The 25,838-nt window shown below is 63.6% G+C and carries 23 protein-coding genes and 1 pseudogene; 6 read left to right on the top strand and 18 right to left on the bottom strand.

Features of this window, described 5'->3' with window-relative positions; all coding sequences use genetic code 11:
• Positions 1–8: 8 nt before the first annotated feature.
• Entirely contained in the window at positions 9–1,337 is a 1,329-nt protein-coding gene (gene argA / locus HB860_RS11270) for an amino-acid N-acetyltransferase (RefSeq protein WP_139436071.1), read from the bottom strand.
• A gap of 252 nt (positions 1,338–1,589) precedes the next feature.
• On the opposite strand from argA, the gene msrA reads away from it, so the two are divergent.
• On the top strand, positions 1,590–2,222 hold the full coding sequence (gene msrA, locus HB860_RS11265) for a peptide-methionine (S)-S-oxide reductase MsrA (RefSeq protein ID WP_247626706.1): 633 nt from the start codon (positions 1,590–1,592) through the stop codon (positions 2,220–2,222).
• Positions 2,223–2,498: 276 nt separating this feature from the next.
• Here the strand turns inward: msrA and HB860_RS11260 are convergent, their stop codons facing one another.
• Genes HB860_RS11260 through HB860_RS11250 form a run of 3 tightly spaced genes read right to left on the bottom strand, consistent with a single transcriptional unit; the run spans position 2,499 to position 3,759 of the window.
• Complete coding sequence (locus HB860_RS11260) at positions 2,499–2,834, bottom strand: DUF3802 family protein (RefSeq protein ID WP_139436190.1); 336 nt, start codon at positions 2,832–2,834, stop codon at positions 2,499–2,501.
• A gap of 11 nt (positions 2,835–2,845) precedes the next feature.
• Positions 2,846–3,382, bottom strand: a complete 537-nt coding sequence (locus HB860_RS11255) for a GNAT family N-acetyltransferase (RefSeq protein WP_247626705.1) — start codon at positions 3,380–3,382, stop codon at positions 2,846–2,848.
• A gap of 5 nt (positions 3,383–3,387) precedes the next feature.
• Entirely contained in the window at positions 3,388–3,759 is a 372-nt protein-coding gene (locus HB860_RS11250; RefSeq protein WP_247626704.1) for an MmcQ/YjbR family DNA-binding protein, read from the bottom strand.
• A 108-nt stretch (positions 3,760–3,867) separates the two neighbouring features.
• Between HB860_RS11250 and HB860_RS11245 the strand changes: the two genes are divergently transcribed.
• The gene (locus HB860_RS11245) at positions 3,868–4,656 is read left to right on the top strand and encodes an alpha/beta fold hydrolase (RefSeq protein WP_247626703.1); all 789 of its coding nucleotides are present in this window, start codon (positions 3,868–3,870) and stop codon (positions 4,654–4,656) included.
• A gap of 192 nt (positions 4,657–4,848) precedes the next feature.
• Here HB860_RS11245 and HB860_RS11240 read toward each other — a convergent pair whose 3' ends face one another.
• From HB860_RS11240 to HB860_RS11225, 4 genes are all read right to left on the bottom strand, one after another.
• Positions 4,849–5,745: a hypothetical protein gene (locus HB860_RS11240; RefSeq protein WP_247626702.1), complete on the bottom strand. Its 897-nt coding sequence runs from the start codon at positions 5,743–5,745 to the stop codon at positions 4,849–4,851.
• Positions 5,746–6,025: 280 nt separating this feature from the next.
• Positions 6,026–7,066: a lipocalin-like domain-containing protein gene (locus HB860_RS11235; RefSeq protein ID WP_247626936.1), complete on the bottom strand. Its 1,041-nt coding sequence runs from the start codon at positions 7,064–7,066 to the stop codon at positions 6,026–6,028.
• Between the two features lie 185 nt (positions 7,067–7,251).
• Positions 7,252–9,678, bottom strand: a complete 2,427-nt coding sequence (locus tag HB860_RS11230; RefSeq protein WP_247626701.1) for an FtsX-like permease family protein — start codon at positions 9,676–9,678, stop codon at positions 7,252–7,254.
• A gap of 21 nt (positions 9,679–9,699) precedes the next feature.
• Positions 9,700–10,374 (bottom strand): ABC transporter ATP-binding protein, encoded by a 675-nt coding sequence (locus HB860_RS11225; RefSeq protein ID WP_247626700.1) that lies wholly within the window; start codon positions 10,372–10,374, stop codon positions 9,700–9,702.
• A gap of 152 nt (positions 10,375–10,526) precedes the next feature.
• On the opposite strand from HB860_RS11225, the gene HB860_RS11220 reads away from it, so the two are divergent.
• From HB860_RS11220 to HB860_RS11200, 4 genes and pseudogenes are all read left to right on the top strand, one after another.
• Entirely contained in the window at positions 10,527–11,000 is a 474-nt protein-coding gene (locus tag HB860_RS11220; protein WP_247626699.1) for a DUF4357 domain-containing protein, read from the top strand.
• Between the two features lie 33 nt (positions 11,001–11,033).
• Positions 11,034–11,126: pseudogene (locus tag HB860_RS11215) on the top strand (DUF4357 domain-containing protein); the annotation flags it as partial.
• Between the two features lie 250 nt (positions 11,127–11,376).
• Positions 11,377–12,801, top strand: coding sequence for a sodium:proton antiporter NhaD (gene nhaD, locus HB860_RS11205; protein ID WP_247626698.1), 1,425 nt, complete (start codon positions 11,377–11,379; stop codon positions 12,799–12,801).
• Positions 12,802–12,831: 30 nt separating this feature from the next.
• Positions 12,832–13,398 carry a pyridoxamine 5'-phosphate oxidase family protein gene (locus HB860_RS11200; RefSeq protein ID WP_247626697.1) on the top strand — a complete coding sequence of 189 codons (567 nt, stop codon included), beginning with the start codon at positions 12,832–12,834 and terminating at the stop codon, positions 13,396–13,398.
• 80 nt (positions 13,399–13,478) lie between these two features.
• Here HB860_RS11200 and HB860_RS11195 read toward each other — a convergent pair whose 3' ends face one another.
• The 10 genes from HB860_RS11195 to HB860_RS11150 form a co-directional block, all read right to left on the bottom strand.
• Entirely contained in the window at positions 13,479–14,681 is a 1,203-nt protein-coding gene (locus HB860_RS11195) for a Bcr/CflA family multidrug efflux MFS transporter (RefSeq protein ID WP_247626696.1), read from the bottom strand.
• A gap of 116 nt (positions 14,682–14,797) precedes the next feature.
• Positions 14,798–16,441 (bottom strand): hypothetical protein, encoded by a 1,644-nt coding sequence (locus HB860_RS11190; protein WP_139436099.1) that lies wholly within the window; start codon positions 16,439–16,441, stop codon positions 14,798–14,800.
• Positions 16,442–16,518: 77 nt separating this feature from the next.
• Complete coding sequence (locus HB860_RS11185; RefSeq protein WP_247626695.1) at positions 16,519–17,838, bottom strand: hypothetical protein; 1,320 nt, start codon at positions 17,836–17,838, stop codon at positions 16,519–16,521.
• Positions 17,839–17,981: 143 nt separating this feature from the next.
• The gene (locus tag HB860_RS11180) at positions 17,982–18,542 is read right to left on the bottom strand and encodes a hypothetical protein (RefSeq protein WP_247626935.1); all 561 of its coding nucleotides are present in this window, start codon (positions 18,540–18,542) and stop codon (positions 17,982–17,984) included.
• 116 nt (positions 18,543–18,658) lie between these two features.
• Positions 18,659–20,083, bottom strand: a complete 1,425-nt coding sequence (locus HB860_RS11175) for an NAD(P)/FAD-dependent oxidoreductase (protein ID WP_247626694.1) — start codon at positions 20,081–20,083, stop codon at positions 18,659–18,661.
• A gap of 76 nt (positions 20,084–20,159) precedes the next feature.
• Positions 20,160–20,984, bottom strand: coding sequence for an FTR1 family iron permease (locus HB860_RS11170; protein WP_247626693.1), 825 nt, complete (start codon positions 20,982–20,984; stop codon positions 20,160–20,162).
• Positions 20,984–23,968: a hypothetical protein gene (locus HB860_RS11165; RefSeq protein WP_247626692.1), complete on the bottom strand. Its 2,985-nt coding sequence runs from the start codon at positions 23,966–23,968 to the stop codon at positions 20,984–20,986. Before HB860_RS11165 ends, HB860_RS11170 begins: the two co-directional genes overlap by 1 nt.
• 4 nt (positions 23,969–23,972) lie before the next feature.
• A complete protein-coding gene (locus tag HB860_RS11160; RefSeq protein WP_247626691.1) occupies positions 23,973–24,422 on the bottom strand; it encodes a hypothetical protein in 450 nt (149 codons plus the stop codon).
• A gap of 122 nt (positions 24,423–24,544) precedes the next feature.
• Entirely contained in the window at positions 24,545–25,030 is a 486-nt protein-coding gene (locus HB860_RS11155; protein ID WP_139436110.1) for a YqhA family protein, read from the bottom strand.
• 87 nt (positions 25,031–25,117) lie between these two features.
• Complete coding sequence (locus HB860_RS11150; protein WP_247626690.1) at positions 25,118–25,819, bottom strand: peptidase; 702 nt, start codon at positions 25,817–25,819, stop codon at positions 25,118–25,120.
• Between the last annotated feature and the right edge of the window lie 19 nt (positions 25,820–25,838).

Below are 25,838 nucleotides of genomic sequence, written 5' to 3'. Positions count from 1 at the left end.
TCAATCAGTTACGAAATGGTCTTGGACAAAACCTTGGAGCGGCGCTGCCAGTTGTAGAGGCGCTGGCGTGCCACCGGCAGATCTTCCACCTCCAGGGGATCGAAGCCCCGCTCCCGGAACCAGTGGATGGAGCGGGTAGTGAGCACGAACAGGCGGCGGATGCCGAGCCGCTTGGCCCGCTCGGCCACCTTGGCTACCAGCTGATCCCCTCGGTTGGAGTTGCGGTACTCGGGATGGATGGCGACGCAGGCCATCTCGGCCATGGCCTCTTCCATGAAGCAGTAGAGCGCCGCGCAGCCGATGATGAGGCCGTCGCGCTCTATGATGGTGAACTTGTCTATCTCCATCTCCAGCTGCTCCCGGGAGCGGCGTACCAGTATGCCTTCCTCCTCCAGCGGCCGGATGAGATCCAGGATGCCGCCGATGTCCTCTATGGTGGCGGCCCGCGCCCGCTCGGCGCTTTCGCGCACTATCTGGGTGCCGAGCCCCTCGCGGCTGAACAGCTCCTGCAGCATGGCGCCGTCATCCTGATAGCTCACCAGGTGGGAGCGCGGCACGCCGCCCCGGCAGGAGGCGATGGCCGCGCGCAGGTAGCGGGCGGTGCCGGACATCTCCTCGCCCGCCTGCTCCAGCTCCACCAGCAGCTCCTCGGCCTGCTCGGGGAAGAGCTCGGAGATGGCCACGCCCTGCCTGTTCATCACCCCCTGGGTGCTGCTGAAGCAGATGAGCTTGTCCGCCTTGAGATCCACCGCCACCCGGCGCGCCACCTCTTCCGAGCTCAGGTTGAAGCTCTCGCCGGTGACCGAGCAGCCGATGGGGGAGATGAGCACCAGCCCATGCTGATCCAGCTGGCGGGTGATCCCCTCCACGTCGATGCGCCGCACCCGGCCGCTGTGGCAGTAGTCGATGCCATCTTCCACCCCGAGCGGTTGGGCGGTGACGAAGTTGCCGCTCACCACGCTGATGCGCGCCCCCTGCATGGGGGTGTTGGCCAGCCCCATGGAGAGCTGGGCGGTGATGTCGTATTGCAGGCCGCCGCACACCTGCTTGATGATGGCGAAGCTCTCGTCATCGGTGACCCGGATCCGTCTGTGGTACTGGGCCTGGATGCCGGCACGGGCCAGCGCCTCGTCGTTTTGCGGACGCGAGCCGAACACCAGGACCAGGCGGATCCCCAGCGTCTGCAGCAGGGCGATGTCGCTGACGATGTTGGCAAAGTTGGGGTGGCAGATGGCTTCCCCGCCCATCATCAGCACGAAGGTGGCACCCCGGTGCACGTTGACATAGGGGGTGGATTGCCGAAAGGCATGGACCAGGCTGGGTTCGCGTTCACGCACGTGTTTCGTTCCATAAAAAAGCAGCAATTTGCTCAATATATGAAAATAAATTCACAAATCAAGACTAAATATTGGTTTTGATGTTTTGTGCCGCCATTTTGACCAGCCGCAGACACCCAGCGCCTTGGCGAGTCGGAAGGCGGTCAGCCCGCTGAAGGGACCGCCCTGGTTGATCCGGGCTCATAACCTGTTATCTTCGGGGTTCCTTTTCGTCAGCCGCCTCGCGCGGGATTTTATTCAAGGACAGGGCATATGGAGCAGATTATTTCACCGGCAGAGGCCCTGCCGGGACGACGGGAAGCGCTGGCGATCGGCCAGCAGCATGCCGTCAACGGCCACCCGACCCAGGGCCCCTGGCCCGAGGGGATGGAGCTGGCCTGGTTTGGCATGGGTTGTTTCTGGGGCGTGGAGCGCCTGTTCTGGCAGCAGCCCGGCGTCTATTCCACCGCCGCCGGTTATCAGGGGGGCCTGACGCCCAACCCCACCTACAAGGAGGTGTGCAGCGGTCTGACCGGTCATGCGGAGACGGTGCAGGTGGTGTTCGACCCTGCGGTCATCAGCTATGGCGAGCTGCTCAAGCTGTTCTGGGAGCAGCACGATCCGGCTCAGGGCATGCGCCAGGGCGGCGACATCGGCACCCAGTACCGCTCGGTGATCTTCTATGGGGATGACAGTCAGGAGGCCATCGCCCAGCAGAGTCTGGCGGCCTACCAGCAGGCCATGATGGCGAGCGGCGATGCCCGCGCCATCACCACCCGGATCCTGCCGCTGGCCCCTTTCTACTACGCCGAGGATTACCATCAGCAATATCTGGAGAAGAACCCGGAAGGCTATTGCGGACTGGGGGGCATTGGCGTCTGCCTGCCTCCCAGCCTGAACCGCTGAGGCGCAGTCTGGATAAAACAGGGGCCATTAGGCCCCTGTTTCGTTTTTTTGAAAGAAATATTAAAAAAAGCGTCCTGGCCGGGAACTTAACCGAACCTCGGCAGACTAACTGGGTAGCTACCATGGACGGCAGCCAAGACCAGACACATTTCTTGCCTCGATATTCATTCAACTGACAAGCGCGATGAATCGGAAGTGATAGCAAGCAGGGCTGCCCTTTGAGGCGGCCCTTTTCATTGCAGATCTTTGCGGGCCCTGCGGCCGCAGGGGAGGGGACTAACCGATGGTGCTGTCGAACAGGTTCTTGATGAGATCGATGAACTCATCGAGGAAGGCGTGCTGGGCCGGGGTGGGCGCCCGCAGCCAGACGGCGGAGAGCACCTCCTCCAGATCGGCCACAACGGCGTCGGCCTCCTGCATGATCATGAAACGCACCTTGGGGTCGAGCTGGGGGTTCTGCTCGCAGATGGCCATGAGGTTGCCTGCCACCCGGTTGCTCACCAGATCCTCTATGGTCTGGGTGCCCGTGCCCTGCTGCTGGCTCTCGAACAGGCCCAGACTCTCTACCAGATACTCGATAAGCGCAATATAACCGTCGCTCTCTACCACCATGATGGCTGCCTTCATTCATCGCTTTGGGGAAATGGTGGGTATTTTAGTGGCTGGCCCCCGCTTGGCAAGCGGCAGTAGAGGCGATGGCGGACAAAACTGACCCCGCCGCGCTCCACGGTTTCCAATCCGGCCTGCTCGAAGCCGTGGCGCAGAAAGAGCGCGAGGCTGAAGGCGCTGGCCTCTGTGGTCAGGCTGTGCAGACCCAGCTGGCTCGCTGCCTGCAGCGCCTGCGCCAGCAGCAGGCCGCCGAGCCCCTGGCGCGGATGATCCGCGCTCACATAGAGCAGGCTGAGATGGCCATCATCGCTCAGGGTGACAAAGCCAAGGGGGATGCCCTCCTGCTCGATGATCCAGCCGTGGTGCTCGCGCAACTGGCTGGCGAGACCCGGATGACGGGCGCCCAGCGCCCATTGCTCCACCTGCTCCGGGCTGTAGTGCTCCGGGCCCATGCGGCGCACCGACTGCTCGAACAGGGCGAGCAGCGCGGGGATATGCTGCTCCCTCAGGGGCCTGATCCGGGCGGGCGCGTTTTTTTGTGTCTGGGGCATGGGGGCTATCCCGCCTTTGCCGACAAGGCCGACGCCTGGGGCCGCTTGGCCTTGGGCAGGCCCGCCACCACCCGCTGGTAGGAGTGTTCAATCCAGCCCTGCCAGAGCTCGGCGTCCAGATCCTCGCTCAGGGTCACCGTGTTCCAGTGCTGCTTGTTCATGTGCCAGCCGGGTTTGACCTCGGGATGGATCTCTCGCAGCAAAAGCGCCAACTCCGGCTCGCATTTGAGGTTGATGGTCAGCGGCTCTGCCTGCCAGTCCACCAGGGCGAACATCTTGCCGGCGATGCGATAGACCAGGATCTCCGGGCCGAAGGGGGTATCCTCGGTGGCGCCGGGCTGGCTGAGCAGAAATTCGCGCAAAAGGGTGAGCGTCATACAGGCCTCCAGGCTGGTCCGATCATGAGAGCAAGCATATTCATCGAGGCGAGGCTTCTGTTAATATGCCCGCCGAGTATATCCCTCAACCCCCCGGGAGCCCATAAGATGTTGTACCACAAGACCTTTGAGCTGGGCCCCGATCGGGATTGGGTGGTGTTCGTGCACGGTGCCGGCGGCAGCTCCTCCATCTGGTTCAAGCAACTGCGGGCCTACCGGGAGCACTTCAACGTGCTGCTGCTGGACCTTCGCGGCCACGGCCAATCCAACCAGTTGCAACAGGTGGTCAAGGGGCACTACAGCTTTCGGGCCGTGACCGAGGACATACTGCGGCTGCTGGATCACCTGCGCATTCCCCGCGCCCATTTTGTCGGCATTTCGCTCGGCACCATCCTCATTCGCCATCTGGCCGAGCTCTGCCCGGAACGGGTCAAGAGCATGGTGCTCGGCGGCGCCATCCTGCGCCTCGACATCCGCTCCCGGGTGCTGGTGCAACTTGGCCGGGTCGGCCAGCACATACTGCCCTACATGTGGCTCTACCGCTTGTTCGCCTTCATCATCATGCCGCGCCAGCACCATCAGGAGTCCCGCAACCTCTTCGTGCGCGAGGCCCGCAAACTGTGCCAAAAGGAGTTCAAACGCTGGTTCCGCCTCGCCACCGAGGTCAACCCCCTGATGCGCTACTTCAAGGAGCGCGCCCTGCCGATCCCGACCCTCTACGTGATGGGGGAGGAGGATCATATGTTTCTCGCCCCGGTACGCGAGCAGGTAGCCCGGGACCCCTACAGCCGGCTCGAGATCATCGAAAACTGCGGCCACGTCTGCAATGTGGAGCAGCCGGATCACTTTAACCGGCAGTCGTTGGCGTTTCTTTCCAGTCAGACGGTCGTGGCATAGGCGGTTGAGTTGAGTGGGGCGAAGCAAAACAGTGAATTGCCTCGTTGTTACAGAGTTCGATATCGTCCATCCGGCAAAAACAAATAACCGACTCGAAAATTATCTTGGGGCTGGAGAGGTTTGAACGTTCCATCCACGATCGTCCGAATACGCTCCGCTATTCGAACCTACGCCTACGCCAGATATATAATTTCAAACGCCATCCTTTATTAATGCTGTTTTATATTCATCAAATAGATTCTTAAATTCTCTTGCGGATTCAGGTTGGCTGAACATATAAACTTCATTTAAACCAGATTTAGATTTCAGATGTAGTTCACCATAACGAACAATAGGGATTTGATAGTTATCCGTAAAACGCTTGTCTCTACTTCCATCTTTATTAGATTTTGCCCACGCATGGTCGACAATCTTTGAGTCAAAAGGTACTTTTTCACTCTCGATGAAATTAACATATGAGAAATCAATGGTTACATGTTGTATGTCAATTAGGGCAATATCATTACTGCTTTCCATAAATATAAATTGTGGATAGATATGTAAGTCGTCACCATTTGCATTTCCAAAATTAAGCGCCTGGTAGTCACAGAGTATTTTTGGACTATCTGATAGCTTTAACCTCACTTCCTTTCTCTCTATAACATTGTTAGCTGCCGTCCTTTCAACAACTCGGTCAGTCCTTCTAGAGGTTGTGACATCCCATGCTTTATCTATAGATATCAATTTATTGAACTGATAGCTTAGTGAGCCGAATATGTTTTCAAGTTTATCTGATATCTGTATTTCAAGTCCCAGTTGGTGCTTTTTAATTTCACTATCTAACTCTGCTGACTTTTCTCTTAGAGTGAGCAAGGCAGATTTTTTAGATGATATACTTCTTTTGAAGAAAAGTTTTGCCGGGAACCAATTAATCCATGCTAGGTTGGACTCAGTGTCTTTAATGTTTTCATTTGTAATATGAACATTGTCTTGTAACTTTCTTCTGCTATGTTCTATGTCATGCAACATATTTTTTAAATCAATCAGGTTTTGAGAAGATAACTTCCCTACCACCTTGCTCTTAAAGTAAACCTTATCTAAGTCAATCATATGTACTCACATGGTAAATGTTGACAATGGAGGTCTGAGAATACTGAGTCAGGCTGTTGTCATATGAAGAATTCACGTCACGGTTGGTTCGATTAGCGAAGCGTAATCAGACTTTCGCGTTTTTCTTGGCCTTGCAAGCTGACGATTGAGATCATATATAACAAAGCACCAGAGGAATCCGATGGAAATGGTATCAAGCACCCACCAGTCTGCAGAGTAAAAAGTCACTCAAAGCTAGGAATTTGAATGACTTTTTGAAGCAGATCAGATTTCAAGACGGTCAATACCCCGTCATCTCCAGATAACCCAGCCCTTGGGCATCTCCCCCCACAGTCACAGCCCCCTCCCAGTAATCGAAGCGTCCCGTCATGGCCTGATTGGGCTGGCGCGCCTGGATAACGAGCTTCAGATCCCCGGCCTTAAGCTGCCACTCGACGGGGTAGTCTTGCCCCTTGGGGCTGCGCCAGGTTTTACCGGGGGTGAGGACGATGGATTCGGGGGCGAGCAATCGGCTGCTGCCGTCTCGTTCAATCAGTATGCCGTAGCGATTCTCCGGCTCAGTGCGTCCTGCTTTGGTGCGCAGGCGAAACAGCATCAGCTCGCGGCCATCTTCAAACTGCAGCGAAAACCAGTCCCAGCCCGATTGCCACTGGGCCAGTACCGAGCTGCTCCACTCGTGATCAAACCACCCCTGGCCTGTGACATTGCGGGTCTCTCCCTCCAGGGTCAAGGTGCCGCTCAAAGTGAGGCGCGGGTAGGAGTAGTAGAAGGAGGCGTTGCCCGGGCTCTTCTCGCTGTACCCCTCTTTGCCTTGCAGCACCACCGGCTTGGCGGCGCTCACCCTGAGGTTCAGCTCACCCATCTTGCTCTGCACCTTGAGGGTGGCGGGAAAGAGCGGCTCCCCTTCAGAGGCGAGCACCCACTCCTTGAGCCAATACTGGCCGCCGCTGGCGCCGGCGAGCCCCGGCCCCTGGCGGCTGGTACGCTCATCCTGGCGGTGAGTGCCACGGGCGAGATCCGTGATGGCGAACTGGGCCAGCCAGAGCTGGGGGCTGAGCCAGGGGTTCTCCGATTTGACAGTTTGCTCGATACCTTGGCGAAACAAGGTCCACTGCAGGCCGTAGTCGCGCCCCTGATCATCTTGCAGGTTGCCGGTGAGATACCACCACTCGGATCTGTAGTCGGGGTGGGCGCCGTGATCGGCGGGCAGCCGGATGGGTTGGCCCGGCAGGGCCTTCTTGAATTGATCGCTGCCGCCGCCAAGGATGCTCCCCAGATCGCTGGCCTGCGCGTTGCCGCTCATGGCAATAAGCGGGATCAAGAGGGCTGCGAGCCACAGGGTTCGTAAAGAGGACAAGATTCCCCTCACCCTGGCCCTCTTCCGAAGGGAGAGGGGATGGTTAGCGGCAGCTCTATGCGCTTCTCTGCGCTGAATCAAGAGCGGTGACAGGGATGTGGTCAATGGGAGCGTCAAGCCATGGCCGAGCCAGTGCGGTAACCGATATCTCATACCACTCTCCTTGCGGCATACCAGGAGGCGATCGCCCCGCACACCGGTGCCAGCAAGAGCGCCGTGACGGCGTGCAAGGGGGCGGCCTCGAAGGCGAGGCGCCAGCCAAAGGCGCGGGGGTTGACCACTTCAATCAGCACCCAGGCGAGGCCATAACCCACCGGCAGGGCCAGCAGCGCCGTGAGCAGCCCCAATCCCGCCCCCTGCCACACCAGCAGGCGGCGGCAGTGGCGGGGGCCTATCCCTAGGCTCTGCAAGGTCAGCAACTCGCCGCGCCTGGCCAGCCCCAGCACCATAAAGGCCGAGCCTATGCCGACGAAGGCGATGCCGAGGATCAGCAGTTTCAATAGCTCGGTTACCACAAAGGTCTGATCGAACACCTTGAGCGCCGCGGCGTGGATGGCGGGGGCGGGCAACAGGTTCACCCGCTCGCCAAGGCGCGCCCGCAGCCGATCGCCGAGGCCCTCGGGGTCCGCGCTGAAGAGGGCGAGGGATTGCACCGCCCCCCCTTCGAAGGCGTGCAGTATCTGGCCCTTGTCGCTGCCGTAATCCTGATAGACCCCGGTGACGGTGAGCCGCCTTGGCCCCCCGTCACTCGTTACATCCAGTGTCTGGCCCACCCTGACCCCGAGGCGCACCGTGAGCGGTTCGCTCGCCAGCACCTCGTCGGGCGTTGCGGGCCAGCGCCCGGCGAGCAAGGGGTAGGCGGCCTTGAGCTCGGGGATAAAGTCCATCTGCGCCCACTCGATGGGGTGTCCCTGCCAGCGGGCGGGGAGCACGGCGCGGCGCGAGGCGGCGCTCACCTGCGGCTCGGCGAGTATGGCGGTCAGGGTCTGCTCGCTCAGCTGGCCTCTGCTGCCTGCCACCCCCTTGGGGGCGCTGACATAGAGATCGGCGGCCAGACGCTGGCCGAGCCAGATCTCCACGCTCGAGCGAAAGCTCGACACCATGACCCCGATGCCGATGGCCGCGGCGATGGCAAGCTGCAGCGCCATCACGGCGATGGCGGTGCGATCCAGATGGTATTGGGTCTCGGCCACCCCGAGCCGGACGCTGAGGGGGCCGTGCCCGCGCAGCCGCCCCAGCAGGGCGCGCAGGGCATCGGGCAGGGCGAGGGCCATGGCGAGCAGCCAGCCTCCGGCCACGAAGAGGGCGCCCCCCAGGCCGGTCTGCGGCAACAGGAGGCAGAGGGCGCAGAGCAGCAGTATGGCGATGGCGAGCAGGCGTCTGCGCCAGGGATAAACCGGCGGGCGGCTGTTGCCTTCCCGAAGCTCAAGAGGGGATTGGCGCAGCAACTGCCACCAGCCGGGGAGGTTGGCGGCAAGGGTGCCAGCCAGGCCTATCAGCAGCGCCTTGATGAGGCTGGCGGGGGAGAGGCGCAGCAGGTCGATGGGATTGGGGCCATAGAGATCGGCCAGCGCCTGGGTGAGCTGGCCCATGAGGGCCAGCGCCAAGAGGCTGCCCAGCAGCAGCCCGAGCAGGGTGCCTAGGGTGGCGAGAATGAGCAGCTCCAGGGCCAGCCAACGGAGCACCCGGCTTGGCGGCATCCCGAGGATGATGAGCTGGGCGAGCTGGGGGCGACGCACGCTCTGCACGAAGCGCTGGGCGTTGAACACCAAAAACAATCCCACCGCCATGGCGAGCAGGGAGAGGGCGCTGAGGTTGAGGGCCAGGGCATCCCCGAGCTGGCTGGCATCGAGGGCCGGGCTGATGGGCTCGAGCCATAAGGGCTGAGCGGGGAACTTGGCTCCCTGCGCGGCCTGCAAGGCTCTTTGCAAGGTATTGGCCTCTGCATCGCTCAGCTTGAAGACGATGCGATCCAGCCTTCCGGCCTTGCCAAGCAGCGATTGAGCGAGACCTATGTCGGTCACCAGCAGCCGCTCCATGGGAACGGCGCCTGGCTCGAAGGTGCCTGCGAGGGTGAGGGTCAGGGGGCGCTGCCCCTCATCGCCCAGCATAAAGGCCCGCGACTGCCCCGGCGACCAGCCGAGGCGTTTCGCCTCGGGGGCCGAGAGCCAGACGCTGTCGGCGCGGCTCAGGGTGAAGTCGGGCTCGCGCCCCGGTTGCTCGCCAAAGAGTCGGCGCAAGGGGCCCGGGTTGAAGAGATCCATCCCCAGCAACTGGAAGCTGCGCCCCTGCTCGTCCTTGAGCCAGGCGTGCAGCTCTGGCATGGCGTCAAGCTCCGGCTGGCTTCGCACCAGCGTCACATAGAGCTGCTCATCCAGGCCGCCCTGGGGGGCCAGGCGGTAGTTCGCTTCCCCCGCAAGCTGGCTGCGGGCGGCGACGAAGTTGGTGCGGGCGCTGTGGTTCAAGAGCTCGATGGCCACCACCAGGGTGACCCCCAGCATGAGCCCCGCCAGGCTCATCAGCAGCAGCCAGGGGTGGGCGCGATAGAGGCGCAGCAGCGCCTTCAGCGGCAGCATGGATCATCCTGGCGGCTTGCGTCACCCATGGGGTCTGCCCTCGAGCAGTTGCCCCCCTTCCAGGCGCAGCACCCGATCCGCCAGGGCGCCATAGCCCGGGTTGTGGCTCACCAGCAAGAGGCCGGCGCCGGTATCGCGCACCGCCGCCATCATCAGCTCCATCACCTGCTCGGCGTTGTGCTCGTCGAGACTCCCGGTGGGCTCGTCTGCCAGCAGCCAGGTTGGCTGGTGAACCAGGGCCCGGGCCAGGGCCACCCGCTGGCGCTGGCCGCCGGAGAGCTGCTCCGGCCAGGCGTGGCGCTTGTGGCTCATCCCAAGGCGCTCCAGCAGGGCATCGAGGCGCGCCATGTCCCGGGGCAGGTGGTTTATCTCCAGGGGCAGGCAGAGATTTTCCAGCACGGTGAGGGTCGGCAGCAGGTTGAAGTCCTGATAGACGATGCCAAAATGTCGGCCCCGCAAGCGGGCCCGCTCGTCCGGGGACTGGGTGTCGAGCCGGGTCTCTCCCAGCCAGATCTCCCCCTCGTCCGGGGCGATGAGACCGGCGATGAGGTTCAGCAGGGTGGACTTGCCACAGCCGCTCTGCCCCAGCAGCAGACAGGTTTTCCCCGGGGCGAGCTTGAGATCCAGCCTCTCAAACAGGGGGAGCGTCTCGCCGCCGCTGGCGAAGCGTTTACTGAGGTTGCGCAGGTTCAGCATGGGATAACCGGTTGATGGCCAATGGCTTTCACAATGTCAGTCACTATGCCAGTTAGTGATCGCGCCTGCAAAAGGGATGAGGATCCTTGCTGGATCCCGCTCGCCAGAGGTGGTTAGAATAGGGGCTTCCATGGGTCACAGGATGAGCAAGGATGTTACACAAGCAAGTCAGTTTTATCGTCGACAGCAAGGGGGCCAAGCAGGCTGCCGTGGTTCCCATCGATATCTACAACGAGCTGATGACCCTGCAAAAGGCGCTCTCCGACAACAAGCCCGGCGAGCGCGAGCTCTACCACTTCAACGGCAAGGGGGCCGAGGCCCATGGTTATCCGGTGGGCAAGCGGCAGAACCCCGGCTTCATGGTGCAGGCGGGTTCCACCGCCAACGGGGAGGATGCCGCCTCCCTGCGCGAGGCGGTGATCGAGCTGCGCCAGGAGCTGCTGGCCAAGGGGGTGCTCATCCCCCGGGCCGAGGGGGGCTTCGTGTTCGGTGCCGATCAGCTGTTCAACAGCCCGAGCCTTGCCGCCAGCTTGGTGGCGGGCAACAACAGAAGCGGGCTGGATGCCTGGCAAAACAGTGCAGGCTACACCCTCAAGCAGTCCGGCTTTGGCAAAAAATCCTCCTGATATCCCCTGAGCCGCGCCGCCCGGTCGAGGCGGGTGGCGGGCAACAACAGAAGCGGGCTGGATGCCTGGCAAAACAGCGCAGGCTACACCCTCAAGCAATCCGGCTTTGGCAAAAAATCCCCCTGATATCCCCTGAGCCACGCCGCCTGCCCGATCGAGGCGGGCGGCGGGCAACAACAGAAGCGGGCTGGATGCCTGGCAAAACAGCGCAGGCTACACCCTCAAGCAGTCCGGTTTTGGCAAAAAATCCCCCTGATTTCCCCTGAGCCGCGCCACCCGGTCGAGGCGGGCGGCTCGACCTGCGGACAGGGATGAGGGTGACTTCCCTGTCCGCTGCTAGCCTCAATGCCAGACGGTTCTCAAGAGACGCGCACTCATGTCTGGATCCTCACGCCTTGCCCCCTTGTCCGGGCTCTGCCTGTTCTGCGGCCCCGCCCTGGCCGAGGGCCCCCATGCCCTGACCCAGAGTGGCGTCGGCGTATTCGCCCTCGTCGTCTTCGTGCTCGCCTACCTCCTGGTGATGGCCGAAGAGTACCTGAAGCTGCGAAAATCCAAGCCGGTGCTGATCGCCGCCGGCATCATCTGGATAGCCATTGGCGTCGTCTATGCGGACGCGGGGCAGAGCCCTCTGGCCCACGAGGGGTTTCGGCAGAACCTGCTGGAATACGGGGAGCTGATGCTGTTCCTGCTGGTGGCCATGACCTACATCAACGCCATGGAGGACAGGCTGCTGTTTGCCGCCCTGCGCGCCCGCCTGGTGCGGGCCGGGCTCAGCCTGCGCACCCTGTTCTGGCTCACCGGGTTGCTGGCCTTCTTCATCTCCCCCGTGGTGGACAACCTCACCACGGCGCTCCTGATGTGCACAGTGGTGCTCAATGTGGCGAACGAGGATCGCCGCTTCATCAACCTCGCCTGCATCAACATCGTAGTGGCGGCCAATGCCGGCGGCGCCTTCAGCCCCTTTGGCGACATCACCACCCTGATGGTGTGGCAGGCGGGCAAGGTGCCCTTCGGCCAGTTCTTCGCGCTCTTTATCCCCGCCCTGCTCAACTTCCTGATCCCGGCACTCCTGATGAGCCTGATGGTGCCGCGCCATGCCCCCAGGGTGCTGGACGAGGAGGTGACCCTCAGGCGCGGTGCCGCCACCATAGTGCTGCTATTCCTCCTCACCATAGGGACGGCCGTCGCCTGCCATCACTTCCTGCACCTGCCCCCGGTGCTCGGCATGATGACGGGGCTGGGCTATCTGCAATTTTTCGGCTTCTACCTGCGCAAGACCCAGCCAGGTGCCCTGGCGCGGGAGCGCGCCCTCTATGAGCGCACCGGTGACGAGGCGCGGCTGCTGCGCCTCGGCTCCATAGTGCCGTTCGATGTGTTCAACAAGATTGCCAAGGCCGAGTGGGACACCCTGCTCTTCTTCTACGGGGTGGTGATGTGCGTCGGCGGGCTCGGCTTCATGGGGTATCTGGCGCTGGCGTCCCAGCTCCTCTATCAGGGGGATCCGACCCAGGCCAATGTGCTCATCGGCCTGCTATCCTCCGTCATCGACAACATTCCCGTGATGTTCGCCGTGTTGTCGATGGAGCCGCAGATGTCGACCGGGCAGTGGCTGCTGGTGACCCTGACCACTGGGGTGGGGGGCAGCCTGCTCTCCATCGGCTCCGCCGCCGGGGTGGCCCTGATGGGGCAGGCCAGGGGCATGTACACCTTCCTCGGTCACCTCAAGTGGTTGCCTGCCATTTTGCTTGGCTATATGGTCAGCATAGGGGCGCATCTGTGGCTCAACCGCGCCCTGTTCTGAGCACCATGGACACAGCAGGGGAAAGGGACTATGGGACAACTGTTCGAGGCGCTCTCGCCGCGCCATGTGGCCTTTATCGAGGCGCAGAAGATCTATTTTGTCGGCACGGCGGCGAGGGAGGGCACGGTCAACCTCTCTCCCAAGGGCGGGGATTCGTTGCGCATTCTCGATGCCCATACCCTGGCCTGGCTCAACCTGACCGGCAGCGGCAACGAGTCGGCGGCCCATGTGTTGCAGAATCCGCGCATGACGGTGATGTTCTGCGCCTTCGAGGGGGCGCCCATGATAGTGCGGGCCTATGGTCAGGCGCGGGTGCTGCACCGGGGCGATCCTGACTGGGAGACGGCGCTGGCGCGCTTCCCGGCCAGCGTGGCGGCCCGCCAGATCTTCCTGCTCGACATTGAACGGGTCCAGACCTCCTGCGGTATGTCGGTGCCCCTGTTTGACTATCAGGGGGACAGGGAGGATCTCGCCAACTGGTCGGCGCGCCAGGGCAAGGAGGGCATAGAGGCCTACTGGCGCAAGAAGAACCAGCTGAGCCTGGATGGCGTGGAGAGCGAGATCCTGGCTCGCAGCGGCTTGGAGGCCGATGCCTGAGGGCCGCGCCCTGATGCAAAAAGCCCTGTCCGGTGGACAGGGCTTTTTCGTGTCGGCATAGCGGTGAGCCGAAGGGATCGTCAGGCCGCCCTGGCACGCTTGCCGGTGAGCAGCCAGTAGCAGAGCGCCGAGCTCAGGCCACAGGCGGCGATGGCGATGGCCATGGGCAGCGGCGACTCGGGGGGGTTGAGGTTGACCAAAATGCCCACCACGGCGCCTATGCCAAAGCGCAGTGTGCCCGCGAGCGCCGAGGCGGTGCCCGCCGACTGGGGGAAGTGGCCCATCAGGCCCGTCATGGCGTTGGCCCCCACCAGGCTGATGTGGCCGACGAAGAGCACCACTGGGATGACGATGCCCCACAGGCCCCCGGTCTGGCTCCAGGCGTTGTAGATGAGCAGGGCCCCGGCCAGCGGCAGCACCGTCAGGCCGTACTGCAGCATACGCTCGGCGCCCACCCCCTTCACCAGACGGCTGTTGACGAAGGTGACCACCATCATCAGCAGGATGTTGAGGCCAAAGAGCCAGCCGTAGTGCTCGGTCGGTACCTTGAAATACTCGATATAGACATAAGGGGAGGCACTCAGGAAGGCGAACATGCCCGAGCTCGACAGGGCGCCGCACAGCACGTAGCCCATGGCGCCGCGGTGGGAGAGCACGCCCCAGTAGTTGCGCAGCACCTGGCCGAGCTTGAGGGGCTGCTTGTGTTCGGGTTTGAGGGTCTCCTCTATCTTCCACTGCATCACCACGCAGATGAGCAGGCTGATCCCCACCAGCAGCCAGAAGATCACCCGCCAGTCGGCATGGGCGCTGATGTAGCCGCCCACCACGGGGGCCACCAGGGGGGCCAGCGTCATCACCAGGATGACGAAGGACATGGCCCGCGAAAACGCATCCTTCTCGAAGAGATCCCGCAGCAGGGCATTGACCACCACGGATCCCGCCGCCCCGCCGGCGGCCTGCAGCATGCGCCAGGCCAGCAGCTCCGGCAGGGAGTCCGCCAGGGCGCAGCCCACCGAGGCCACGGCGAACATGGAGAGGCCCGCCAGGATCACCGGCTTGCGGCCGAAGCTGTCGGCGAGCGGCCCGTAGAACAGCTGGCCGATGGCGAAGCCGCCGAGGAAGGCGCTGATGGTGAGCTGGGCCCCGTCTATGCTGGTGGCCAGATCCCGGGCGATGGCCGGAATGGCGGGCAGGTACATGTCCACCGCGAGCGGGGTCAGGCCCGCCAGGGCGCCGAGCAGGATGAACAGGAAGCGGGGAGAGAGGGTCGTGGCTTGAGGCATAGGGTATCCGAGTCGTGGCAGGGCCGGGAAAAGGGGCAAGTGCTGAGTCTATCAGCTTTGGCAGGCTTGGGCAGGTCTATCCTGTCCCGGGCCCAGAGGTCAGATCTGCGACGGACTCAGCGCACCGGACGCCTTGCCCTGTGGTGGCACAGAAGCAGCCAGCCCAGCCACCCGAGCAGGGAGAGGACATTGCCTGCCCGCTCGGGCCAGCGCGCCGTCAGCCTGAGGGTGAGGCTGTGGCTGCCCGCCGGCACCCAGAGCTGCATCAGGCCCTGGGGGTTGGCACCCACCGTCAGCATCAGGCGCTCGTCGAGCCAGGCCTGCCAGCCGGGGTAATCATACTGGTGCAGGACCAGCCGGGTCGGCACGGCCGCCGTCACCGCCAGGGTCAGGGCCCTGGGCTGCCAGCGGTGCACTGTCCAGCTGGCGCCCGGGGGCTCGGCGCTCACCGGGGGCTGGAACTCATCCTTCCAGGCGAGCAGGGTGGGGGCGAACATGCCCCCCGGCACCTGTCTTGGCCTGTACTCCCGGGCGCTGCGCTTGCTGTCGAACTCGAGGGCCATGGCCTCCCGGGTGGGGGCCTGGGTGAGGGGCGCGTGGCGCACATAGGCCAGGGTGGAGAGGAGGGTCAGCAGCAGCATGCCCCACCAGAGCCACTGCCAGGGACGGTGAGTGGGGGTGCCGAGCGCCACCACGGCGATGGTGGCCAGGATGAGGATGAGATTGAGCCGCCAGGGAAACTGTACCCGTTGCAGGGGGGGCAGCAGGCTCCAGAGGGGCTGGCCCACGGGCAGCATCATCAGGAAGGCGGTGACGCCGATCGCCCCCCAGCACAGCAGCTCGGGGTGGCGCGGCTCGCGGGCGGCGGCCCAGGCGATGAGCAGCAGGGCCAGGGTCAGCAGGCTCTGCCACGCCAGGTGACCGCGAAAGCGCCAGTCCCCCCAGCCCGAGGGCAAACGGTCGAGGAAGTTGCGCCTAAAGTCGAACATGCCGCCGCGCATCAGCTCCATGGAGATGGCCCCCTGATCCGCCAGGGCGGGCAGCAGCAGGGCCGCCGCCATGCAGAGCCCCAGCCCCTGGGCCCCCAGGGCTATCCAGCAGGGCGCCAGGGTGCGGGATCGCCAGGCGAACCAGAGGGCACGCACGCTGACCAGCCCCATCATCAGCAGCAGGCTGGGCAGGTGGGAGAAGGCCAGCAGCGCCAGCCCCAGGATCAGCAGGGGCAGGCCCTGGCGCAGGCCGCGATGGGCGAGATCCTGGCCAAGCAGGATCAGCGGCGCCCAGGCGAAGGCCCAGAACTCCGCCAGGGCGAAGCGGGCATAGAGATCCATGGCCAGGTGATAGGGCAGGATCAGGTAGAGCAGGCTGACCGCCAGGGCCCGGCCCGGGGGGGTGGTGGCGCGCAGCCACAGATAGGCGAACGTGCCCGAGAGCAGCAGCGCCAGGGTGGCGCTCCCGAGCAGGGGGTAGATGGCCTGCTGGGCGGGGGCACCGGGGCCGGCAAAGAGGGCGCTGACATAGTAGGGGAGCGGGGGATAGAAGAAGAAGGTGGGGCTGCCAAAGCCGCCATTCATGGCCATCAGCCAGCGGGGATAGAGCTCCCCCTGCCACAGCTGGCGGGCAAAGTAGTGGCCGGAGAGCAGGTGGTGGAACAGATCGTGCCCCTGAGTGCCCCCCTGCAGCCAGACAGGCAGCACCAGGAGCGCACTGGCCAGCACCAGAACCAGGGGGACCAGTGCCCACTCCTTGCCTCCCTTCATGCATCCTCTCCCTGCCACGCCCATGCGCAGTGAGTGTAGACGAGTCAGCTGACGCAGCGACGCGTTTGGGCCAGATGTCAGCGCGGGATGGCGAGCCAGAGGCCGGGTTCGGCGCCAAAGCGGGGGGCAAACCAGTGCCCCTGGTGGGGGAGCGGCATCTCGCTCTGCGCTATGGGGCGGCGGCTGAGGCGGCAGGCCCCCTGGGTGAGCGCAAGGGCGGCATCCCCCTGATACCAGCCGTCCGTCACCGGCAGGGTCGTGGTTTCCCTAAGCAGCCTCACTCCCCACTGGGTCACCAGGGCCGAACACGCCTGCTCGGCCAGCCGGGCGGCTTGCACCATGGCGGGTGGCGCTGGCGCTGTGAGTGTGGTGCAGAGCAGCAACAGGGCTCCCAGCATGGCAGGGCGCTCGCCCCATCGGGGCAGCTTGCCCGCCAGCAGCACTATGCCGAGCAGGGTGATGGGCGCCAGATGGCGGGGATTGTCGGGGTTCTGGCCAAACAGGGTCCAGAGCAGCAGGGCGAACCAGTAGAGGGTCCAGAGCGGGGAGAGGGCGGCAGTCTGGCCCTTTGGCCGCTGCCAGACTGGCAGCAGGAGCAAGGTCCCCATCAATAGGGGCCAGAGCGGGGTGAGCTGATCATTGAAGGTGCGCGCCCAGCTCAGCAGCCGATCCCCGTGGGCCGCCGCCGTGTTGCCCCAGAGGGTGAAGTGGCCGTCGGTAAAGCGCCGCCCCTCGGCAAAATAGGCCCAGCCATCGGCCTGCCAGACAAAGAGCAGACTGATAAGCCCCACCAGGGTGATGGGGAGCACAAACCTTAAGCGCGTTCCCTTCTGCTCTATCCCGAGCCAAAGGGGCAGCAGGGCCAGCACAAAGTAGGAGGGGCGCAGCGCCAGCAGCAATCCAAGCAGCAGACCCGCCACCGCGATTTTGCGATGCTGCAAGGCCAGCAGCGCCCCGAGCCAGGCGGCCAGCGCCGGCCCGTCCGAGAGGCCGGAGAGCGCCAGGGTCGGGGTGAGCGGCAGGGCCAGCACCAGCAGCCAGACCGGCGCCAGCAGGCTTGGCCGTTGCCATAGTTTCACCGCCAGCAAGGCGGCGAGGGGCGCTATCAGCGCTGTGCCGAGCAGGCTGGCCCACTGCACCGCGCGGGCCGGGTCGTCTACCGCGAGGTTGATCAGCCGCGCCAGCCAGATAAAGGCGGGGTAGCCCGGAAAGTGGGGGGAAAACTCCAGCACGCTGAAGCGCACCACCCCATGGGCGAAATTGAGGGCGTCGTCGGAATCGAGCGCCACAGGGAAGGTAAATAGCCAGCCCGTCCAGACCAGTTGCAGCAGGGCAAGCAGCCAAATGGCGGTTGTGCAGGGGGAAGCCCAACGCCGAGACCTTGCCTTCCCCCTCATCCCCAGCCCTTCTCCCGCAAGGGGAGAAGGGGGCAAACCGGCGTGCGGGTGCATCTATCGGCCGGTCGTGCGTAGGGTGGGTAGAGCGCAGCGAAACTCACCGTTTGTCACAGCGAGATGGCGCAATGCTTGGCGGGTAGCCATCAAAGCGGCGCCAGCACGGCCATCAGCGCTTTTTCGGCATCGCTAAAGGCGGCGGCATCGGCGGGCTTGGCGCCTACCCCGAATACCCCCGGGTTGCCGATGGCGTCCAGCACCTTGGCCAGCGCCTGTTCGGCCGCCTTGCGATCCCCTTCATTCAGGGAGGGAAGGATCAAATCGAGGAAGCGCTTGCTCTTGACCACCAGCACCTTGGCGCTCTGGTAGTCGCCAAGATTCTGGCTGGCCCCCTCGAGGCGGCGCTCGATCTCCGCCTTGTAGGCGCGGTTGAGCAGGGCTTTGGTGGCGGCGGCGTCTTTCCCCTTGATGGCGGCGGCCAGCGGCGCTTGCAGTGTCACCTTGTGGTGCTGTTCCAGATAGGTCAGCTCGTCGGCAATCTCGCTCAAGGTGGCGCTGGCATCCTTGCCGTCAGTGGCGGCGCCAAGCAGCGCCTCGCGGGCGTCGATCAGCGGCTCCTTGCCGGCGGCGGCGTAGGAGTAAGCCTGCGCCTGACCGCTCAGGGCCAGCAGCAGGGTGAGGGCAAGCAAACCCGGGCGTATGGTCATCCTGTTCTCCTTGTTGATTTGTCCTGACGGCATGGCGCCAGTCCTGATGAGTTGGCCCCCACCCCGACCCTCCCCCTTTCGAAGGGGGAGGGTCGGGGTGGGGGTTGTTCCTGTTGCTACGCCACGCTCTGGGTCTCGATGACGGTATTTTCGTTGCGATGGTTATAGATGGCGTGCCGTCTGTCCACTCCGTCGATCACCATGTCCGCGGCCATCATCCCCATCTCCATGGCGGTGTCGGTGAAGATGTAGCGGAATGTCCCCTGACGGCCGGTCATGATGAGGTTGGCTATCGGCATCAGCGCCTTGATGGCCTCGTTGCGGCGGGCCTGATAGCCGAGATCCATCAGCGGATAGGCGTACTCGCTGCGCGCCTCGAAGGTCTCGTCGCCAAGTTTGGCGGTATCGACCCCGAGGCTCGCGAGATCCTCTGTCACCCGGCCCCGCAGATCGGCGAGCGGCGCCTGCCAGGTGGCATCCCCCGGGTTGCAGGGGATCTCCAGCATCACCGAGCTCTGGCCTTCTGGCGCCATAAAGGGGCTGCGCCGGCGCGGCTCCTGCAGACGGGTGGCCAGAATATGGGAGTCGGAGAGGTACTGCCAGGTGTTGTCCGACAGATTCTCCTGTTTGAGGGGCATATTGACGAAGCGCAGGGATCGGTAGTGCAGATCGCAGGGCAAGCCCAGATGCTGGCAGGTCAGCGGCAGCGGCAGGGTGGAGATCACCTGATCAAAGTGCTCGCTCTGTTCAATCCCCTCTTGTTGCCAGTACACCCGCTCGATGCGGCCATCAGCCTGCTCGAGGCGGGTGATGGTGGCGCCGGTCTTGAGTTCGACTCCCTCTGCCACCAGCCGCTCCCCCAGGGTGGTGAAGATCTGGCCGAAGCCGTACTTGGGGTAGCGATACTTGCGGGCATAGGTGCGCACCGAGAGGTTGCCCTTGCGCCTTGGCAACAGGCGGCGCGCCACGTCTTTCAAATCGATGAGACTGATGCGCTGACCGGCCCAGTCGGCGGAGAGCTGGTCCGGGTTGATACCCCACAGCTTGCCGGTGTAGCCCTCGAAGAACTGGCGGTAGAGGGTGCGGCCGAAGTGGCTCTGGATCCACTCGGCAAAGCTCGCCTTGGCAAAGTCGGTGGGCTTCTTGGCAAAGGGCAACAGCAGCAAGTCCTTCACCGCACCGGCCATCAGCGGCAGCGGGGCGGTCTTGAGCAGGTTCGGCAGGTTCAAGGGGTAGTCATAGGTGCGCCCGCCAAAGCGGATCACGCTCTTTCGCTCGGCGTGGAGCAGATCGTCCCCCATCAGCTCGTCGATAAAGGCGAGCAGCTCGGGGTTCTTGGTGATGAAGCGGTGGCCGCCGTAGTCGAAGCGATACTCTCCATCGCGCCCCTTGAAGGTCTGGGTGGCGCACATGCCGCCGACGACCGGCTCCTGTTCGAACAGGGTGACCGCAAAACCGGCCTGGCAGAGGCGCCAGGCGGCCATCAGACCGGCGGGACCGGCACCCAGTACCGCAATCTTCTTCTTGTTGTTGTCGCTCATGAGTGTTCCGACACTGCTTGATAGATAAGGGAGCCGCACCAGGGCGCGGCCCCCGAATGGGGTTGCAACCGTGGGTTTATCCCTGCGCCCGAGGGCGATAGCTGCGATGCCAGAGGGTGACGAAGATGGCCAGATAGGCGGCCCAGGTCAGCAACTGCAGGCCGGCCGGCGAGGCATTGTAGCCAAACAGGGCGCGCAGGAAGGTGCCGAAGACCCCCTGATCGTCGAGGATGTGGCTGATGTTGAACACCGGCGTGGTCCAGAAGGTGATGACGTCCGCCGCCTGCAACATGTTGACGGCGGACGACAGCAGCCCCGCGGCTATGATGATGATGAGCAGCCCGGTCCAGCGGAAGAAGGGGGCCAGCGCCACCTTGCGGGTGGAGCGCAGCAGCCCCCACACCAGCACCACGGAGACCAGTAGCCCCGCCAGCGCCCCCATCAGTCCCTCGTGCAGATCCACCCCTTGCCCTGAGTAGACCAGGGCGGAGAAGAAGAGCACGGTTTCAAAGCCTTCGCGCATCACCGCCAGGAAGGCGAGCAGCACCAGACCGAACAGGTTGCCGCCGTCGATGGCGGCATCGATGCGCGCCGTCATGGCCCCCACCTGGGATTTGGCCTGCTTCTGCATCCAGATTGCCATATAGGTGAGCACCAGGGTGGCGAAGATGAGGATCCCCGCCATCAGGAGGTGGTTGTAGCGCTCGCTCTCGAACTGGCTCACCACCACCTGGAACAGGAAGGCGACCACGAGGGAGGCGACGAGGCCAAGCCCCACCCCCAGATAGATGAGCTTGTTGTAGCGGCTCGCCCCCAGCTTGGCGAGGTAGGAGAGGCAGATGCCCACCAGCAGAAAGGCTTCCAGCCCCTCGCGCAGGGTAATGAGAAAACTTGCAAACATCAGGTTTGAGGCTCCGTGTCGGGCGTAACGGGGAGGGGCTGCAGGGTCAGTTGCAGCCGATTGAGTTGCACTATGGGTGGCGCCGGCAAGCTTGGCTCGGCGGCGCGCACCGCATCACTGACCCACTTGGGGTAGGTGCGGAAATTGAGTCTGATATCGGCCTTGAAGGGGCCTTTGGCATCCGCTGGCAGCGGCCAGGCTTCATCGCGCCAGCCATCGGCCGGAATGCGGGTATCTTCCAGCAGTTTGGCGTAGCGCCAGAACCTGAGCCCCACCGGCTTGCCCTCGGCATCGCCGAACACCTTTCTGAACAGGCGCGCATCCTCAGGCACGGCGCCGTCCACCGGCTGGCCGCTTTGGAGCACCACCTTGCCGCTGGCGTCGGTGACGGTCAGCTCCAGCCAGAGTTCACGGAAATCGGCGACTCCGGTGGGCAGGGCGTGGCCCGCGCCGGTATTGGCGACTCTCACCACCAGCGCAGGTTGGCCGTTCTGGTTTTCAATGCGGGCCGAGAGGGTGGCGCTTGAGCGCAAGAGCGCCAGGCTCTCCTGCTCGAGCGCGGGATTGCGCAGCCCCACCAGCTGGTGCTGGGCGCCGGTGAAGTTGTGGCGATAGAGCCGCGCCTTCATGGTGCCGTTCTCGGTGGACTGGCCCGCCACCGGTGCACCGCCATTGCCGGGCTCAGGGTTCATATGGCAGTCGATACAGGTGCGCCGTTTGGCGGGATCCTTAGCGTTCGCAAAGCTGGATTTCTCCCACTCGTCCCAGGTGTTGACGATGTTGGCGCCTGTGCCCGGGGCAAACTCGTTGTGGCACGACTTGCACAGGGCCGCATCCTGGTAGAAATCCTTCTGGTAGGAGGCCTTGTGCATGGCGGGACGGGCGTTGATCTGCCGCTCCGCCAGCCAGTGCTTGAGGCTGCCACCCGGGGCATCCTCGAACACATAGCTCTCGCGGTCTTTCAAATTCACCGTAAAGGCACTGTTGCCGCCCGCGTCTTCCACTTTGGTGATGCGATGGCAGAGCACGCAGCCGGTGCCTTCTTCCACCACGGGTTCGCCAGCCTGGTGGGCGGCAATCAGCGAGGCGCCGCCCTGCTCGAACATGTGGGATCCCTTGGGCAGATCCTGCTGGCCGGTCAGCACCTGCTGGGGCATGTGGCAGCCCTGGCACCACTGGCCGAAGGCTTCCCCTTCGGTTTCCCGGGCCAGGGCCTGTACCACCTTGTAATAGGGGTGGGAGTTGCCCATCAGCCTGTGGTTGCTCTCGCTCCAGTCCTTGAACGCTTGGCTGTGGCAGTTCTGGCAGGAGGCAGAGTTGAGCCACTCTTTCGGGTGGGTGGTCGGCGCCTTGGCGGGATCCCTGCGCGGGGCATCGAGCCTGAGCCAGTTGGCGAGATAGGGGAGGTTGCCATCGGCGGTGACGAAGGCGTGCAGATCCTCCATCATCGCCTTCACTTCCGGCTGAGGCCTCTCGGGATCCACCGGCTCGGCCCCATCCCGGGTGTCGTGGCCCATGCCGCCCTGGGTCTGCTGGGTCATGCGCAGGTACTCGCCGACGAAGTCTCCCGCCACCATGTTGGCGAGGTTGGCGTGGCCGTTGATGGCGTTGTCGCCGCTCTTCTGGCGATGGGCCGCCATCAGATGGCGGTTGGTGAAGTTGAACCCGTCCAGATGGCAGGAGTTGCAGCTCATCCAGTTGTCCCCCGCCATGGGGAAGCGGCTGTTGGCGGCGGTATTACCCAGGTTGAACAACCGCTCGCCGCGCTTGAGCGCTTCGGGGCGGGGATCCGTCTCCACCAGTTTGGCGAAGTGGGGCACATCCACGGTGACTCGGGCGAAGGGGCCGCTGCCGCCTGAGCTGAGGCGGGTGAGATCCTGCCCCATGACGTTGTGCACCAGGATATGGTCGCCGTCTACAAACAAGTCCCGCGGATTCTGGCCCGGCAGGTGGCGCAGCAGCTGGGTCGCCTTGGCGCCCCCCTGGAACTTCTTGCGGCGGTGGCGGTTGCTGTTGGATTTGCCGCTGCGCGACAGGTCGAACACCAGCAAGTCCTCGGAACCCGCCAGGGTCAGGTAGACCCGCTTGCCGTCGGCGGCGAAGCGCGCCGCGAAGGGGTTGGAGACAATCTGGCTGCGGTTGCCGACGCTTGGCAGATTGATCTGTAAAAAGAGCTGCTTTCTTTCATCGACCCGCTCTTTCTCTTCATCCAGATCGATGATGGAGACCGCCGGGAAGACGGTGCTCTGGAACTGGAAGGGGTGGTCGAAGCTCCAGAGCACGTGAGGCAGCCAGGCTTCGCTGCCATCGGGGGAGAGGGCGATGCCGTCCAGCAGGCGTGGCAAGCCCTGGGAGTCGCTCGGCGTGTCGCTGTGGGTCTCCGCCAGGGTAATGAGCTTGGGTTTGGGCAGGACGGTCTCGAGCAGGGAGGTACCCTTGATGCTATTGCCAAGCTTGGCGAGATCATAGATGGCGAGCTGGCCTGTCATGGCGTGGGTGAGCAGCAGGCGATCGTCGTCGGTCAGGGCGAGCCCGCGGGGCGTCTCGGCAGTCTCTGCATCCAGCTGGAGCTTGCCCGCGCTGTCATAGGCCTGCAGACGAGCCGATTCGAACAGGCTGATCCAGAACCAGCGCCGCTTGGGATCGAAGATGACCCCGTAGGGTCTATGGCCGGTGGGGATCGCCTTTTCCAGGGTGAGATCATCATCCAGCAGCAGCAGGCGATCGCCGCTGTAGTCGGTGACCAGCAGGGTGCCGTCGTCTGCCCGGGCCAGCTGGCGCAGATCCCCCCCCAGCTGCACCTCTTTCAGCCGCTTGCCGCTATCGCGCTCAAGCAGGGTGACGGAGCCGGCGCTTTGGTTGGCCACCAGCAGGCGCGGGGCGGCGCCCTCGTCATAGGGGATCATGGCGGTGCCCATCTCCTGGGCCGAGGCGGTCCCCAGCAGCAGGGCGGCGAACATCAGGGAGAACAACCACTTCAACATAAGATCAGGCACGCCATGTCAGGATGGTCCAGCGCCAGGCGTGACGCAGCACCAGGGGCGTCAACGCGAGCGCGCTCAGCCAGTGGGCCCAGCTGGCAAGGTTGCCCAGGTTATCCCCCGGGGTGCCGTGCAGCACCAGCAGCAATCCGCTGGCGAGACAGACCAGCAGCAGGGCTTCGATGATGCGGCCCGTGGTGCGCAGAAAGGGCTTGCGGCTCTTGTTCAGCAGGCTGCGATGGGAGAGCCAGAAGGCGCCAAACAACAGGGGAAACAGGGAGAGCGAGAGCATCACATGGAGAAACAGGTTCCAGCGCGCCAGGGACCAGACCGGGGTCAGGGGTTCCCACAACAGCAGGCCGGAGAAGAACATCAGGTAGAGGGAGCCCTCGGCGGCCTGATGGTGATAGGCCAGCCATTGCCAGAGGTGTCGCGGTGAGAGGGAAAGGCTTGTCATAGGTGCTCCAGCACCCGGGCAGTTCAGCCCGGGGCGAGCAAGTTTACAATGGGGTAAGGGTAATGAAAAGAGTTATCAATTCGGCCGCTGATGAATAGATCCTGAATGAAATCAGGACCGGGTCACTTGTGATCCGCCAGCCGCTCCGTGATGGCGTAGATGAGGGCGGCGGTGGAGAAGGCCAGGAAGACGATGACAGACCACTTCATCTCTGTCTCGTTGCCGGTGCCGTCTTCCAGGAAGGCCTTGAGCACCTCGATCCCGGCTATGGTCACCAGGGAGTTGATGACGATGAGCTTGAGGGAGGCGAAGTTGATCTTGCTGAGCCAGTTGTCCCCCAGGGCCGCCCGCTGCTCCGGGGTCTTGATGAACTGCACATAGCCGCAGATGGCCACCAGGATCAGCATCTGGGCCACCAGCACGAAGTCCACCAGGGTGAGCACCCCTGTGATGAGATCCAGATAGTCGATCTCGATGATGTCGCGGCACAGCACATAGAGCTGCATGGCGAACTTCACCATCAGGAGGGCGACACAGATAAGGATGCAGACATAGAAGGGGAACATCATCAGCCGGCTGCCGTTGAGCATGACGTTGAAGCGGCGCATGGGGACTCCATCGAGAGGGAAGCGAATGGCAGCCAGAATATCTGGAAAGAGGGGGGCGGGAAAGCGCCATGGCGCTTCCCCGCCCGTTCAGAGGGGGAAGGGGGGGAGATCTCGAAACAGCCGCTGCAACCCCTCGCCCCAGGCCTTGCGCAGGGCCAGGAAGTGGGGGTTTTGCTCTGTGATGCGGTGCAGGTTCTCCGCCGAGAAGCTCCCCTCGGGATAGACCAGGGCGTCCAGGGGCAAACCCACCGACAGATTGCTGCGCAGGGTCGAGTCGATGGAGATGAGGGCGCACTGCAGGGCGGTCTGAAGCGGCGTCTCATGGTGGATGATGCGATCTATGATGGGCTTGCCGTACTTGCTTTCACCAATCTGGAAGTAGGGGGTGTCGGCGCTCGCTTCGATGAAGTTGCCCTCCGGATAGATGTGGAACAGGCGGTGGCGCTCCCCCCGGATCTGCCCCCCCAGCAGTATGTTGCAGCCGAAGTTGACATGCCCCTGCTGCTGGCCCCCATCCCGGCAGATGACGGTGCGTATGGTCTGGCCGATGAGGGCCGCGACCTCGTAGAGGCTTGGGAGGCTGAGCAGACCCGTCCCCTCCGTCAGCAGGCTGATGACACTCTGGGTGGTGGCCAGATTGCCGGCGCTTTGCAGCACTATCACCCTGTCCTCCTGGGTGAAGAGGTGCAGCTTGCGGAAGGTGGCGATGTGGTCCACCCCCGCATTGGTGCGCGAGTCTGAGGCGAAGACGATGCCATCTTGCAGGCACATGGCGACGCAATAGGTCATGGCCGCCCTCCCGCCAGCG

The sequence above is a fragment of the Aeromonas genomosp. paramedia genome, from assembly GCF_023093515.1.
Taxonomy (GTDB): Bacteria; Pseudomonadota; Gammaproteobacteria; order Enterobacterales; family Aeromonadaceae; genus Aeromonas.
The sequence above is the reverse complement of the archived record's forward strand: the minus strand, read 5'-3'. Positions and strand labels throughout refer to the sequence as shown.

What these genes read in the sequence shown, in the direction of transcription:
- HB860_RS11175 (WP_247626694.1), bottom strand. Translation starts at nt 20,083, where the DNA reads ATGAGCGACAACAACAAGAAGAAGATTGCGGTACTGGGTGCCGGTCCC.
- HB860_RS11245 (WP_247626703.1), top strand. Translation starts at nt 3,868, where the DNA reads ATGTTGTACCACAAGACCTTTGAGCTGGGCCCCGATCGGGATTGGGTG.
- HB860_RS11260 (WP_139436190.1), bottom strand. Translation starts at nt 2,834, where the DNA reads ATGGTGGTAGAGAGCGACGGTTATATTGCGCTTATCGAGTATCTGGTA.
- HB860_RS11150 (WP_247626690.1), bottom strand. Translation starts at nt 25,819, where the DNA reads ATGACCTATTGCGTCGCCATGTGCCTGCAAGATGGCATCGTCTTCGCC.
- HB860_RS11160 (WP_247626691.1), bottom strand. Translation starts at nt 24,422, where the DNA reads ATGACAAGCCTTTCCCTCTCACCGCGACACCTCTGGCAATGGCTGGCC.
- HB860_RS11185 (WP_247626695.1), bottom strand. Translation starts at nt 17,838, where the DNA reads ATGAGGGGGAAGGCAAGGTCTCGGCGTTGGGCTTCCCCCTGCACAACC.
- HB860_RS11250 (WP_247626704.1), bottom strand. Translation starts at nt 3,759, where the DNA reads ATGACGCTCACCCTTTTGCGCGAATTTCTGCTCAGCCAGCCCGGCGCC.
- msrA (WP_247626706.1), top strand. Translation starts at nt 1,590, where the DNA reads ATGGAGCAGATTATTTCACCGGCAGAGGCCCTGCCGGGACGACGGGAA.
- HB860_RS11200 (WP_247626697.1), top strand. Translation starts at nt 12,832, where the DNA reads ATGGGACAACTGTTCGAGGCGCTCTCGCCGCGCCATGTGGCCTTTATC.
- HB860_RS11220 (WP_247626699.1), top strand. Translation starts at nt 10,527, where the DNA reads ATGTTACACAAGCAAGTCAGTTTTATCGTCGACAGCAAGGGGGCCAAG.
- HB860_RS11195 (WP_247626696.1), bottom strand. Translation starts at nt 14,681, where the DNA reads ATGCCTCAAGCCACGACCCTCTCTCCCCGCTTCCTGTTCATCCTGCTC.
- HB860_RS11170 (WP_247626693.1), bottom strand. Translation starts at nt 20,984, where the DNA reads ATGTTTGCAAGTTTTCTCATTACCCTGCGCGAGGGGCTGGAAGCCTTT.
- HB860_RS11165 (WP_247626692.1), bottom strand. Translation starts at nt 23,968, where the DNA reads ATGTTGAAGTGGTTGTTCTCCCTGATGTTCGCCGCCCTGCTGCTGGGG.
- HB860_RS11225 (WP_247626700.1), bottom strand. Translation starts at nt 10,374, where the DNA reads ATGCTGAACCTGCGCAACCTCAGTAAACGCTTCGCCAGCGGCGGCGAG.
- HB860_RS11190 (WP_139436099.1), bottom strand. Translation starts at nt 16,441, where the DNA reads ATGAAGGGAGGCAAGGAGTGGGCACTGGTCCCCCTGGTTCTGGTGCTG.
- HB860_RS11230 (WP_247626701.1), bottom strand. Translation starts at nt 9,678, where the DNA reads ATGCTGCCGCTGAAGGCGCTGCTGCGCCTCTATCGCGCCCACCCCTGG.
- HB860_RS11240 (WP_247626702.1), bottom strand. Translation starts at nt 5,745, where the DNA reads ATGATTGACTTAGATAAGGTTTACTTTAAGAGCAAGGTGGTAGGGAAG.
- HB860_RS11155 (WP_139436110.1), bottom strand. Translation starts at nt 25,030, where the DNA reads ATGCGCCGCTTCAACGTCATGCTCAACGGCAGCCGGCTGATGATGTTC.
- HB860_RS11255 (WP_247626705.1), bottom strand. Translation starts at nt 3,382, where the DNA reads ATGCCCCAGACACAAAAAAACGCGCCCGCCCGGATCAGGCCCCTGAGG.
- HB860_RS11180 (WP_247626935.1), bottom strand. Translation starts at nt 18,542, where the DNA reads ATGACCATACGCCCGGGTTTGCTTGCCCTCACCCTGCTGCTGGCCCTG.
- nhaD (WP_247626698.1), top strand. Translation starts at nt 11,377, where the DNA reads ATGTCTGGATCCTCACGCCTTGCCCCCTTGTCCGGGCTCTGCCTGTTC.